Raw genomic sequence first — 12,937 nt, 5'->3', positions numbered from 1 at the left:
GCCCTTTTGCTTTTATGCCTTCTCCCTCGAAATTCCCTAAAAGGACGATGATTGAATGAAAAAGCAGCCCAAAAACGTCCTTTCCTAAGTTGAGAAACGTTCCCCCGACGGCAAAAGACCCCAAATTTCGGCGGCGTATTCCGCTACGGTCCGATCGCTGGCGAAACGGCCGGAATGCGCGATGTTGACGGCGCTCATCCGCCACCAGCGCGCCGGATCGCGGTAAGCATCCTCAACCCGCTCGTGCGCCTCGGCGTAGGCGGCAAAGTCGCGCAGCACAAAATATTCGTCGTTTTGCGCCAACAGCGAGTCGTAAATCGGCTCAAAGTAGTCGCCGACATCAGGGAAAAAGCCGTTGATGAGCTGGTCGACAACTTGCTTGATCCGTTTGTCATGATGGTAATACTCATGCGCCCGATAGCCTCCGTGTTCGTAGTAGCGGAGCACTTCCTCGGCCGTCAGTCCGAACAAAAACATGTTTTCCTCCCCGACGGCTTCCGCGATTTCGACGTTCGCTCCATCCAGCGTGCCAAGCGTAACAGCGCCGTTCATCATAAACTTCATGTTGCCCGTCCCGGACGCTTCTTTGCTGGCTGTTGAGATTTGTTCGCTCACATCGGCGGCCGGAATGATTTCTTCCGCGAGCGATACGCGGTAATTTTCCAAAAAAATGACTTTCAGCTGTTCATTTACCTGGTTGTCGTTGTTCACCTTGTCGGCAACGGAATGGATGAGCTTAATGATCCGCTTGGCGTAGTAATAGCCTGGCGACGCTTTCGCTCCGAAAATGAACGTGCGCGGGTGGATCGAAACATACGGGTCTTCTTTCAGCCGATTGTATAAATGCATAATGTGCAAAACGTTCAACAACTGCCGTTTATAAGCGTGCAGCCGCTTCACTTGCACGTCAAAAATGGACGATTCGTCAACAAGAATCCCGGTTTTTTCGTAAATGCGGGCGGCGAGCCTCGCCTTCCGCTGCTGTTTGACCGCAGCCAACGCCTGCTGAAACGCCGGATCGGAAGCATAAGACTTCAGCTCAATCAATGCTTCCGGCTCGCGGATCCAGCGCGGACCAATCGTTTCCGTAATCAACGCCGACAGCTCAGGGTTGGCTTTCAACAGCCAGCGCCGGTGCGTCACCCCGTTCGTTTTATTGTTGAACTTGTGCGGCGCCCATTCGTAAAACAAGCGCATTTCCCGCTGTTTCAATATGTCCGTATGCAGTTTCGCCACGCCGTTGACGCTATGGCTTGCCACGACGGCCAAGTGCGCCATTTTCACCATCCCGTGGGCGACGATGGCCATTTGTTCAATCCGCCCCCAATCGCCGGGGTAGCGTTCCCACAGCTCGCGGCAAAACCGTTCGTTGATTTCCTCGACGATCATATAAATGCGCGGCAACAGCGGCTGAAACAGACGAATCGGCCATTTCTCCAACGCTTCCGCCAGCGTCGTATGATTCGTGTACGCGATCGTATGGGTCGTAATGCGCCAAGCCTCTTCCCAGCTCATCCCTTCCTCATCGAGCAAAATGCGCATCAACTCCGGAATCGCGAGCACCGGGTGCGTGTCGTTGATATGAATGGCGACATATTCATGGAGGCGGCGCAAGCTCCCGTGCTGGCGGCGATGGGCGCGAGTGATGCTGCCGAGGCTGGCGGCGGCGAGAAAATACTGCTGCTTTAACCGCAGCAGTTTGCCTTCATCGTGCGTATCGTCCGGGTACAAAAACTCCGAAATGGCTTCCGTCTCCCGCTTGTATTGCATCACATCTTTATGAAGCGGGAACGTTTTCGCCGGCTCGGCGCTCCAAAGCCGGAGCGTGTTGACCGTGTTCGTCCCGAAGCCGATGACCGGCATATCGTACGGCACAGCCATCACGTTTTCGCTGTCGACATGGCGGAACACAAGGCGGCCGTTTTGTTCCGACACCTCGACCCTTCCCCAGAAGCGAACTTCGACCGCCAGCTCTTCTTTCCGGATTTCCCAAACGTTCCCGTTTCGCAGCCATTGCTCCGGCAGCTCGACTTGATAGCCGTCAACGATTTTTTGGTCAAACAGCCCGTGTTTATAGCGAATGCCGTGGCCGTGGCCCGGCAAATTCAATGTGGCGAGCGAGTCAAGAAAACAGGCGGCGAGCCGCCCCAGCCCGCCGTTGCCAAGCCCGGCGTCCGCTTCGCATTCCTCGACGTCTTCGAGGCGGATGCCGAGCTCGCGAAGCCCCTCTTCGACCATCGGGCGGACGCCGAGGTTTAACAAGTTGCTTCCGAGCAAACGGCCGAGCAAAAACTCGATCGACAAATAGTACACCTGCTTCCGCCGCTCCGCCCGGCAGCGCTCGTTCGTCGCGATCCAATGGCGGCTGATATGTTCGCGCACCATATGGCCAAGGACATGATAATGATCGCGCGCCGTCGACTCCGCAAACGGTTTGCCGCACAACGCCTCGACCCGCGTCACAAACGCCCGTTGAAACGTTTCTTTATCCGCGAACAAGCGCGTCTTCCCCCTTTTTGTTCAGCTGTTCGTACGCTTTTCGATACTCCCTCGCCGACCGGCGCCAGCTGTAATCGCCGCGCATCGCCCGCTCCATGAGCCGCTCCCAGATCGACGGCTGGCGGTAAAACGACAGCGCCCGGCGGATCGTGTACAACATGTCGTGGGCGTTAAAGTTCGTAAAGCTGAACCCGTTCCCTTCTCCTGTGAATTCATTGTACGATTGCACCGTATCGTTCAGCCCGCCCGTTTCCCGAACGATCGGAATCGTCCCGTACCGAAGCGCGATCATTTGGCTCAGCCCGCACGGTTCAAACAACGACGGCATTAAAAACAAGTCCGCGCCCGCATAAATTTGATGAGCGAGCGGTTCATGAAAGCCGATGTACACCCCGACTTTGTCCGGATAGGCCGCCGCCATTTGCGAGAAAAACTGTTCAAACCGCCAATCCCCCGTTCCAAGCACAACAAGCTGCATCTCTTCCTGCATCAGATCATGAAAGACGCACGTGACTAAATCGAGCCCTTTTTGCGCCGTCATTCGCGTCACCATCGCGACAACGGGCGCATCATCCCGCTCTGGCAGACCGAACCGCCGCTGCAGGGCGCGCTTGTTGAGTTTTTTTCTTTCCCGCGTATGTACGCTATAGGTCGCCGCCAAAAACGGATCGGTTTCCGGGTTGTAAAACTCGTCGTCAATGCCGTTTACAATGCCAAGCAAATCATCCCGCCGCGCCCGCAACAGCCCGTCAAGCCGCTCGCCGTAATAGGCGGTTTGAATCTCTTCTTTGTACGTCGGGCTGACCGTCGTAATCAAATCGGAGGCGACAAGCGCCCCTTTCATAAAGCTGACGCTTCCGTAAAACTCGAGATGGTCGACGGTGAAATACCGTCCGTCCAAATTCAACAAATCCTCTAAAATCCCGCGCGGAAACAGCCCTTGAAACTGCAAGTTGTGAATCGTAAAGATAGTGCGGATATCCGCATAAAACGGATCATGACGGTATTGCTCGCGCAAGAAAAACGGAATCATGCCGGTGTGCCAGTCATGGCAATGAATGACGTCGGGCTGAAACGAAATCGCCGGAAGCGCGTCCAGCACCGCCCGGCAAAAATAAGCGAACCGCTCGCCGTCGTCATCATGGCCGTACAGCTGCGGCCGTTTGAAATAGTATTCGTTGTCGATCAAGTAATAGACGACCCCGTCATGCTCGAGCTTCTCAACGCCGCAATACTGGCGGCGCCACCCGACTGGCACGACGAACTCCGCCACTTTGCCCATTCGTTCTTTCCACTTTAGAGCAATCGTTTCATACTTTGGCATCATAACACGGACGTCCACGCCGAGCCGGCGCAGCTCTTTCGGCAGCGCGCCGGCGACGTCGGCCAATCCTCCCGATTTGGCAAACGGGGCGCATTCTGATACGGCAAACAGCACGTTCATCGATTCACGACCTCCCCTTGCACCGTTCCTTTGCGAACGACAAACGGCCGCTCCGCCGTCCCTTGCAAAACGACCCCCGGTTCGATTTTCGCGTCTTTGTCGACGATGACGCCATCAAGCACACAACCATCGCCGATTTGGCATTTTTGCATAATGATGCTGTTCTTCACAACGGCTCCTTTGCCGATTTTCACGGAACGAAACAGGACGCTGTTTTCCACCGTTCCTTCAATGACGCAGCCGTTGGCGATCATCGAGCGCTTCACATTCCCTTCCCGGCGGTATTTCGTCGGCGGCTCGTCTTTCACTTTCGTATAAATCGGCCGCGATGGAAGAAAAAGCTGCTCCCAAACGCTGCGGTCAAGAAGCTCCATGCTTGCCTGAAAATAGCGGGCGAGCGAATCGATGACGGCCGCATACCCGCTGTATTCATAGTCGCAAATGGACAGCGAATGGCAGTCATCGCAGACGACATCGACGATGCTTCGATAGCCGCGTTCTTTGTAGACGGAGATCAAATCAAGCAGAAGAGACGTCTCCAACACGTACATCTCCAGCGGCTCGCCGCGATGGCAAACTCGCGTCACATCGCAGCCATTTTCGATGTGGCGCTTTAAGACGGCGGCAAAATCGATGTTGCACACCGTATAGCTGTTCGCGATGACAGCATATTTTTGCCGGCTCCGCAAAAAATAGTCGATATGCTGCTCAAAATGGGCAAACGCCCCGACCCGGCGCTCACCGGAAAACAACAAGTCCGGCGATGGGAAGAAAAACAATCCGTCCCGCTTTCGGTTTAAATCCCAATTCTTCCCTGATCCTAAATGGTCCATCAGCGACCGATATTGGTATTTCGGAAAAATCGCGACGCTTTCAATGCCGGAGTTGACCATGCTTGAAAGCACGAAATCAATGAGCCGATACCGCCCGGCAAACGGCACCGCTGCGATTGAGCGTTGCTCGACAAGCGGCGCCATTGCCTCCATATACGTGGTCGCGTCGATGACGCCCAACATCATGTTGTTGTTCATTGTGCTCCATCCTTCCTTGCGGTGTCCTTATTCCGTTGCTTGATCCACTCGGTCGTTACGAGCACGACGTCATCATCAGCATCGCCCGGGCTCACAGTCGAATGCGGCGGGATGACGATCTCCGGAGTGACGATCGCTCGCTCGACATACGCTCCTTCACCAACTGTCGCCCCTGGCATAATGACGGATTCTTTCACAACCGCTCCCTTGCCGATGCGGGCGCCTTGAAACAGCACCGAGCGCTCCACCGTTCCTTCCACGACGCATCCCTCATTGATGAGAGAATCGCTCACTTCCGCCTCGGGAGCGATGTATTGCGGCGGCTGGTTCGGGTTGACCGAATAAATGCGCCACGAGCGGTCAAACAAGTCAAGTTCATTGTGTTCATCGAGCAAATCCATGTTGGCTTCCCACAAGCTTTTGACGGTGCCGACATCTTTCCAATAGCCTTTGAACGGATAGGCCACGAGCCGCTTGTTCTCCCGAAGCAGCCGCGGAATCACATCTTTGCCGAAGTCGTGCGACGAATGCGGGTCGGCGTTGTCGATTTGCAAATACTCCCTCAATAACGGCCAGTTGAAAATGTAAATGCCCATCGATGCCAAATTGCTTTTCGGATTGGCCGGCTTTTCGGCAAATTCGACAATCTCCATGTTTTCATTCGTGTTCATAATGCCGAATCGGCTCGCCTCTTCCCACGGCACTTCAATGACGGAAATCGTTGCATCCGCCTGTTTGGCGATATGGTAGTCGAGCATCTGCTGGTAATCCATCTTGTAAATATGATCGCCAGACAGCACGAGAACGTAATCCGGGTCGTATTGTTCAATATAATTCATATTTTGATAAATGGCGTTCGCTGTGCCCTCGTACCATTTGACGCCGGAAGAGGCGGAGTAAGGGGGAAGGACGGTGACGCCCCCGTTTCTTCGATCTAAATCCCATGCGCTTCCGATGCCGATGTACGAATGCAAAAGAAGCGGCTGATATTGGGTCAACACCCCGACTGTGTCAATGCCCGAGTTCGTGCAATTGCTCAACGTAAAATCAATGATCCGGTACTTCCCCCCAAACGGCACGGCTGGTTTCGCGATGTTTTTCGTCAGCGAGCGAAGCCGGCTTCCTTGCCCGCCGGCCAATAACATGGCGATGCACTTCTTCTTCATTCTGCTTTCTCTCCCCTCGTTTTTGCACTGGCCGCAAAATGGAAATGCCAAACGGCGGAATCGTCATGCGCACATGGTACGGTTTTCCATGAAACGGCTCATGGAAAGCGGAAAGCCGCTTCGAATTGACATGCCCTGATCCGCCAAACTCCGCTGCATCGCTGTTCAGCACTTCGCGGTACGGGGCCAAAAGCGGCACGCCGACTTTGTAATCGTCATACGCCTGATTTGTGAAATTACAAACAATGACCAGCACATCACCTTCTTTTTTCCCCCGGCGGACGAACGAGAAAATGCTTTGCTCGGCATTATGAACGTCAATCCATTCAAACCCCCTCGGATCATGATCAAGCTCGTAAAACGGCTTATACCGTTTATAGCAGGCGATCAGCTGCTTCACATATTCGTCCATTTTCCGGTGCAATTCAAAATCGAACAGCACCCAGTCGAGCTCTCCCTCAAACTTCCATTCATCAAACTGGGCAAACTCACTGCCCATAAACAGCAGCTTTTTCCCAGGGTGGGCCATCATGTAGCCATACAATAGGCGCAGCTGGGCGAACTTCTCTTCGTACGACCCAGGCATTTTATTGAGCAGCGATTTTTTGCCATGCACAACTTCATCATGGGAAAATGGCAAAATGAAATTTTCCGAATACGCATAAAGGAGCATTCCCGTTAGGAGCTTTTCCGGGGACTTGATCAAAAAAAGCCCTCTTGGTATGATGCAGGGGTGTCAAACACATCACTCACCATACCAAGGAGGACTTCAGATGAATTGTACACAAAACTATAAAATTGATCAAGTCACCGAACAAACGCTTGTCGTGGGCATCGATATCGCGAAACGAACCCACTACGCCTGCTTCGTGGATGACCGGGGGCGTGTGCTTCGCAAATCGTTCCCGATCTTCCAGTCGAAAGAGGGCTTTCGCCAGCTGTATGAAGCGATTCAGGAGGCGATGCAAGCGTTCGGAAAGCCGCAGGTGATCGTCGCGGTGGAGCCGACCGGGCACTACTGGTTGAACCTGGCCTACTTCCTCGAGGAGCACGGGATCCCGTTGGTCATGGTCAACCCGGCGCATGTGTGCCGGTCGAAAGAACTCGATGACAACCTGCCGACGAAACATGACGCCAAAGACGCCCTGGTCATCGCCAGACTGGCGAAAGACGGACGATTCCTCGTCCCCCGGCTGCTGCACGAGATCGAAGCCGATTTGCGCGTCGGGAGCACGCTCAAAGAGAAGCTCCGCAAGGAACAGACGGCGGTGAAAAACGCGATCGTCCGCTGGACCGACCGGTATTTTCCGGAGTTTTGGACGGTGTTTCGCGACCTGGGGAAAACGGCGCTTTCGGTGCTGGAGTGGACGCCGCTTCCGGCCGATATGGCCAGCCGATCCGCCGAGGAGCTCATCGAGGTGTACCGGCAAAGCGAAGGGCTGAAATGCCCGCAGAAGGCCAAAATTCAGGCGTTGATCGACGCCGCGAAGGACTCGATTGGGGTGACGGAAGGGACGACGATGGCCCGGTTTGAAATCGCCGCGCTCGTCCGCCGATACCGCCAATTGGAGGCTGAGATCGCCGCGTTGGACGCCGAGTTGAAGGCGTTGGTTCAAACGACGATGGAGTATCAATGGCTGAAAACGGTCGACGGGTTGGGAGACGCCACGATCATCGATCTGCTGGCGGAGATCGGCAGCTTCGCCCACTATCGGGACCCGCGTCAATTGGTGAAGTTGGCGGGCCTGACGCTCAAAGAGAACTCCTCCGGCCAGCGCAAAGGGCAAAAGCACATCTCCAAACGGGGACGGAAACGGCTGCGATCGGTGCTGTTTCGGGCGATGATTCCGCTGATCCGGCACAACGAGGCGTTTCGCGAGCTGCATGAGTATTACACGACCCGCCCCGTCAATCCGCTGACCGGAAAGCAGTCCATCGTCGCATTATGCCGGAAGCTGTTGAATGTGCTGTTTGCGATTTGTACGAAGAAACAAGCCTTTGACGCGGAGCGAATGAAACAGGACGTCTTGTCCCAGGTGCAACGGGCGGCCTAAGGCCTCCCCCTGCGAACGGAAGAATCGTTGGACAACAGGATGACACCGGAGAAGCTGGCGTGATTTTATCCATTCGACCTTGAGTCCCCAAAGGAGCTTGGCCGGCCTCCGCCTGATGACGAGACCGAACGAGGGAATGTTGGCGCGAAGACGCCCGGAGACATGGGAGGGTTCGTCCTCATCAGCGACGCGGAGATCCAAAGGGTGCATCGAATACGCTTCTCCCCACGGAAGGAAAATATCCCCAGCCGTGGCCGCGAAGCGCACCCTAGGTCTGTAAGATATCCACAAAACTGAAAAAGGATGTAAGGGATTTTGTCGAAAAATATTTTTTGGACACCCCTGAGGGGCCGAAAAGCCTTGATAAATCAACATTTCTAGAGGGAGGGAAAAACTGACTTGGTTATGGGCGTATTTCCGCTCATGCGGCAGCGTTTCCATATACTTCAGCATGTCGTTCATCCAGCCCATGTTCCACTTGTAGTTAAACCCAAGGCCGCCATCGTACGTCGGCGCGGTCACCCGAGGCCAGTCGGTCGAATCTTCAGCGATCATCAAGACGTTCGGGTCATAGGCAAACACCGCCTCATTCAACTGGCGCAAAAACTCGACCGCATACGGATTTTCATAGAGCCGGTCGTTGTTCGGCCAATAAAGCATATTGGCGACCGCATCGACGCGAAACCCGTCCACATGGTAATACTCCAGCCAAAACAACGCATTGGAGATCAGAAAACTGCGCACTTCCGGCTTGCCCAAGTCAAAATTCGCCGTCCCCCAGACGTAATTTTCTCGGTCTTTTTCATTCGCGTATTCATACGTCGGTGCGCCGTCAAACATGTACAGCCCGTGGGCGTCCTTGCAAAAATGCCCCGGCACCCAGTCGATGATGACGCCAAGCCCCGCTTGATGGCAGCGGTCGACGAAATACATGAAATCGTGCGGCGTGCCATAGCGGCTTGTCACCGAATAATAGCCGGTCCCTTGATATCCCCATGAACGATCGAGCGGATGCTCGACAAGCGGAAGCAGCTCAATGTGCGTAAATCCGCGCTCCAGCACGTACGGAATGAGTTCGTCGGCCATCTCACGGTACGTATAAAAGCGGCCGTCCGGTTTCTTTTTCCACGAACCGAAATGAAGTTCATAAATGACCATCGGTTGGTCATAAATCCGCTTTCGCCGTTTCTTCCGCTGCCAAGATGAATCATTCCACTCGTATCCTTTCAAATCGTAGACAATCGAGGCGGTATGAGGGCGCAATTCGGAGTAAAAGGCGTACGGGTCGGCTTTCAACAGAACACGGCCATCCGGTGTGATGATCTCATATTTATAGAGATGCCCTTCCAAGTTTTCTGGAACAACGATCGTCCATACCCCTTCGTCGTTCACCTTCGTCAGGGGGGAATTCGCCCCATTCCAATCGTTGAAACTGCCGACAAGACGGACTTCCCGCGCATGGGGCGCCCACACGCAAAAGCGAGTGCCGACCGCTCCGCCGTCGCGGATGACATGAGCGCCGAACAGCTCATAACTTTGATACAAACGGCCTTCATGAAACAAATACACTTCTAAATCTGTCGGATTCGCCGCAATCAAGCTGGATCGCATCCTTTCCGAAGCAAAATGATGGCCATACACAACATTGATTCCTATTCGCCAACAGAAGGCTTCATTCCTTGAATGCTTCGTCTATATTTTTAGACAAATTCCAACAACCGCTGTTTCTGGCTGTCGAAATTTCATTTGCACACAGGCGGATTTTTATATTATAATATATATAAGTTGATAATTATTATAAATAATGGAGGTGCATTATGGCTCCAACACTGTACGATTTTCACCATCTCCCGCACGTCAAAACGCAAAATGAATCGAAAAAAGCGCTCTGGGTGACGCTTTTGTTGACCATGTTTTTCACCGCCGTCGAAATCATTGGCGGACTGATTTCCAACTCACTCGCCCTCTTGTCCGATTCGGCCCATATGGCATCCGATGTATTGGCGCTTGGCTTAAGCATGGTCGCCCTCTACATGGCGACGCGCCCGCCGAACCGTCGGTTTACGTTCGGCTTTTTGCGGTTTGAAATCATCACATCGTTTTTGAACGGGCTGACGTTGGCCGTCATTGCGCTGTGGATTTTATGGGAAGGCATTCAGCGTTTTCTCCATCCTGAACCGATCAACTTTCGCCTCATGCTCGGGATCGCAGCGATCGGCCTCGTCGTCAACTTGACGTTGACCATCGTCTTAAGCCGGAGCACGAAAGAGGAAGACAATTTGAACGTTCAGAGCGCCCTTTGGCATTTCATCGGCGACTTGATTAGCTCGATCGGCGTCATCGTTTCCGCGCTGCTCATTTACTTCACCGGCTGGACGGTGTTCGACCCGATCATCAGCTTAGTGATCGCCGCCATCATTTTCACAGGCGGGGCGAAAATTATGCGCGAATCGTATCTCATCTTAATGGAAGCCGTGCCAGATGGGTTCGACCTCGAACAAATCCGCGCCGATATTCGAAAGATCGAAGGCGTCGAAGACGTGCACGACATGCACTTATGGGCCATCTCAACCGACCATTACTCGCTGTCGGCTCATGTGTTTGTCAACGAACGCATCCAGCCGCTATGCGTCATCTTGGCGGTGAATGAAATGTTGAAGGAAAAATACGGAATCGAGCACGCCACCATCCAGGTGGAGCACGCCATGCTCCATGACCATGGCCGCTATGGCCGGGCGTTTTTGGAGAAAAAAGCTTCCCATGAATAGGAAATGCCGCCTCTGCTTTGAATGGCATGGGCGGCTTTTTCGTTTGTCCATTTTCCCTTTCAAACAAAAAGGAATCAATACGATCCGCGGCGAACATATAGAGTCATCATGCCGAAGGAAGGGATGCCTCATGGGAATCGGAACGATCTTCTCGTTTTTAGGCGTCGCCGTTTTGCTTACGTTAGCGCCGGGGCCAGACATTTTGTTCGTCATCGCCCAAAGCCTGTCCCAAGGCAAACAGGCGGGCATCGCCACCGCGCTCGGGCTGTGCACCGGCCTGCTTGTCCACATCAGCGCAGCCACGCTTGGCGTCTCGGCTGTCATTTACCAATCCGCCTTGGCGTTTGCCATCGTCAAGTACGCCGGCGCCGCGTATTTGCTGTACTTGGCATGGCAGGCGTTCCGCGAAAAAGACAGCAGTCTCGCCTTTGGGCGGCAGAAGCCAATGGCATACGCCTCGCTGTACAAAAAAGGCATTGTCATGAACGTGCTCAACCCGAAAGTGTCGCTCTTCTTTTTGGCGCTCCTGCCGCAGTTCGTTGATCCGTCAGCGGGCCGCGTGCCGCAACAGATGTTGCTTCTTGGCGCCGTCTTTCTCGCTCAAGCGCTCGCCGTCTTCACCTTGGTGAGCATCGGCGCGGAAAAACTGCGCCATTGGCTCTTGGCCAACACCGCCATCACGAAGCGAATCCATTGGCTCAAAGGCGCCATCTTCGCCCTAATCGGCATTCAAATCGCCTTCAGCGAGCGTTCGTAGCGGCGCGCGGCCAGGAGCGGCCGCTCCTTTCTGCGAGCAGCCCCCAACACCTCTTTTACTCAAAAAAGCGCCGCGCCTCCTAGAAGACCGGTGAAAAACAACGGATTCGCTCGATTTGCGAGAAGTCGAAAGGGATAAAGTTATGGTGTTGCAAGGTTTTTCAATTTGAGAAACGCTGTTGGGGAGCAACATTTCCCCTTAAATCACAAGCCTTCTAGGAGAAGCAACGGCAGAAACAACAGCACATCGGGACCAAATGACAAAAGATTGGGCATTTCAACCAAAACCAACATGGCGGCCTTTCTCTCGCAGGCCGCCATCCGTTTGTATTGTTCCCGCTGCGGCTTCATGAGCCTGACGCCAAGCGGCAACAACCTCATTCCCTTGTCTCTCACGTTCTCCCTCCTTGTCACGCCGACCGCCGCACCGAAGCGCAAACCGGCGCAATAGAAAGGAAGGAAATGCTCATCGAGCGATCTCCCCGCACTCATCCGCCGAACCTACTTGACAAAGCGGGCCATCAAAATCAAATCCCAATACGTCCCGTCATCGATTTTTGCAGCTTTTTTCTTCACGCCTTCTTCCACAAATCCAAACTTTTGATACAATCGAATCGCGTCCGTGTTGTCAGCGACGACTTCGAGGCAAACTTTTTCAATCAAAGGATTTTCTTTTGCCCAATCAAGGAGCGCTGCAAGCAACGCCGTGCCGATCCCCTGGCCTCGAAAGCCGTTTTTCACGCTCATGCCGAAACCGCTTATTTCCATTATGAAAATCTAAAAACCCGATCATCTCTCCGTCATGCTCGGCCAACAGCGCCAACTTTCCAGGATCGTCCGCCATTTTTTGCAGCCATTGGCGTTGTTGCTCTTCTGTGACCGTCACTTCCGCTTCCGTCGTAAGCAAGTAAAGCGCTTCCGCGGTCACGGCCTTGACAAACGCAACGATCCGCTCGGCATCCTCGGGCCATGCCGTCCGTATAACAATCGGTTGGCCGCTTGCCGTCACCAACCGCCTTGGCTGGATGTTTCCCATAGGAAATCCCCCTTGCTTTTTGTTCCCCGGCCCAAAAGTCGTGTACGGTCCCGAACAATTGCATGATCATCGTTAATCAAATCATCGATTCCCCAAGGGACCCACATGTTACAACGATTATGTCATATACTTATGAAACATTTCTACTCATAAAAAAATCGGCCGAACCCTCTTTGAAGCATC

Annotated in this window: 11 protein-coding genes and 1 pseudogene; 3 read left to right on the top strand and 9 right to left on the bottom strand. The window is 53.8% G+C overall.

Annotated elements, in window-relative coordinates:
* Positions 1-84: 84 nt before the first annotated feature.
* From GC56T3_RS03440 to GC56T3_RS18315, 5 genes and pseudogenes are all read right to left on the bottom strand, one after another.
* The gene (locus tag GC56T3_RS03440) at positions 85-2,499 is read right to left on the bottom strand and encodes a glycogen/starch/alpha-glucan phosphorylase (RefSeq protein ID WP_013144389.1); all 2,415 of its coding nucleotides are present in this window, start codon (positions 2,497-2,499) and stop codon (positions 85-87) included.
* Entirely contained in the window at positions 2,486-3,943 is a 1,458-nt protein-coding gene (gene glgA / locus GC56T3_RS03435) for a glycogen synthase GlgA (RefSeq protein ID WP_013144388.1), read from the bottom strand. Before glgA ends, GC56T3_RS03440 begins: the two co-directional genes overlap by 14 nt.
* Positions 3,940-4,974: a sugar phosphate nucleotidyltransferase gene (locus GC56T3_RS03430; RefSeq protein WP_013144387.1), complete on the bottom strand. Its 1,035-nt coding sequence runs from the start codon at positions 4,972-4,974 to the stop codon at positions 3,940-3,942. The genes glgA and GC56T3_RS03430 overlap by 4 nt, the downstream gene beginning before the upstream one ends.
* The gene (locus GC56T3_RS03425; protein ID WP_013144386.1) at positions 4,971-6,140 is read right to left on the bottom strand and encodes a glucose-1-phosphate adenylyltransferase; all 1,170 of its coding nucleotides are present in this window, start codon (positions 6,138-6,140) and stop codon (positions 4,971-4,973) included. Before GC56T3_RS03425 ends, GC56T3_RS03430 begins: the two co-directional genes overlap by 4 nt.
* Positions 6,022-6,822 (bottom strand): annotated as a pseudogene (locus GC56T3_RS18315) (alpha amylase C-terminal domain-containing protein); the annotation flags it as partial. The gene GC56T3_RS03425 and the pseudogene GC56T3_RS18315, both read right to left, overlap by 119 nt.
* Before the next feature lie 91 nt (positions 6,823-6,913).
* Between GC56T3_RS18315 and GC56T3_RS03415 the strand changes: the two are divergent.
* A complete protein-coding gene (locus GC56T3_RS03415; protein ID WP_041468208.1) occupies positions 6,914-8,194 on the top strand; it encodes an IS110 family transposase in 1,281 nt (426 codons plus the stop codon).
* On the opposite strand, the gene glgB is transcribed toward GC56T3_RS03415, so the two are convergent.
* Positions 8,084-9,805, bottom strand: coding sequence for a 1,4-alpha-glucan branching enzyme (gene glgB / locus GC56T3_RS03410; RefSeq protein ID WP_304411976.1), 1,722 nt, complete (start codon positions 9,803-9,805; stop codon positions 8,084-8,086). The genes GC56T3_RS03415 and glgB overlap by 111 nt on opposite strands.
* A 206-nt stretch (positions 9,806-10,011) precedes the next feature.
* Between glgB and GC56T3_RS03405 the strand changes: the two genes are divergently transcribed.
* Together GC56T3_RS03405 and GC56T3_RS03400 are read left to right on the top strand one after the other, a co-directional pair.
* Positions 10,012-10,962, top strand: coding sequence for a cation diffusion facilitator family transporter (locus GC56T3_RS03405; RefSeq protein ID WP_013144385.1), 951 nt, complete (start codon positions 10,012-10,014; stop codon positions 10,960-10,962).
* Positions 10,963-11,092: 130 nt separating this feature from the next.
* Positions 11,093-11,719 carry a LysE family translocator gene (locus tag GC56T3_RS03400; RefSeq protein WP_013144384.1) on the top strand — a complete coding sequence of 209 codons (627 nt, stop codon included), beginning with the start codon at positions 11,093-11,095 and terminating at the stop codon, positions 11,717-11,719.
* 203 nt (positions 11,720-11,922) lie between these two features.
* Here GC56T3_RS03400 and GC56T3_RS03395 read toward each other — a convergent pair whose 3' ends face one another.
* From GC56T3_RS03395 to GC56T3_RS03390, 3 genes are read right to left on the bottom strand one after another with little or no spacing between them, the layout of a single operon-like run.
* On the bottom strand, positions 11,923-12,210 hold the full coding sequence (locus tag GC56T3_RS03395; protein WP_013144383.1) for a hypothetical protein: 288 nt from the start codon (positions 12,208-12,210) through the stop codon (positions 11,923-11,925).
* 9 nt (positions 12,211-12,219) lie between these two features.
* Positions 12,220-12,420, bottom strand: a complete 201-nt coding sequence (locus GC56T3_RS19870; protein ID WP_255347857.1) for a GNAT family N-acetyltransferase — start codon at positions 12,418-12,420, stop codon at positions 12,220-12,222.
* Positions 12,401-12,754: a GNAT family N-acetyltransferase gene (locus GC56T3_RS03390; protein WP_227456687.1), complete on the bottom strand. Its 354-nt coding sequence runs from the start codon at positions 12,752-12,754 to the stop codon at positions 12,401-12,403. The genes GC56T3_RS19870 and GC56T3_RS03390 overlap by 20 nt, the downstream gene beginning before the upstream one ends.
* Positions 12,755-12,937: the final 183 nt, after the last annotated feature.

The sequence above is a fragment of the Geobacillus sp. C56-T3 genome, assembly GCF_000092445.1.
GTDB lineage: Bacteria > Bacillota > Bacilli > Bacillales > Anoxybacillaceae > Geobacillus > Geobacillus thermoleovorans.
Note: the sequence above shows the minus strand (reverse complement) of the source record. Positions and strands in the feature narration are given on the sequence as shown.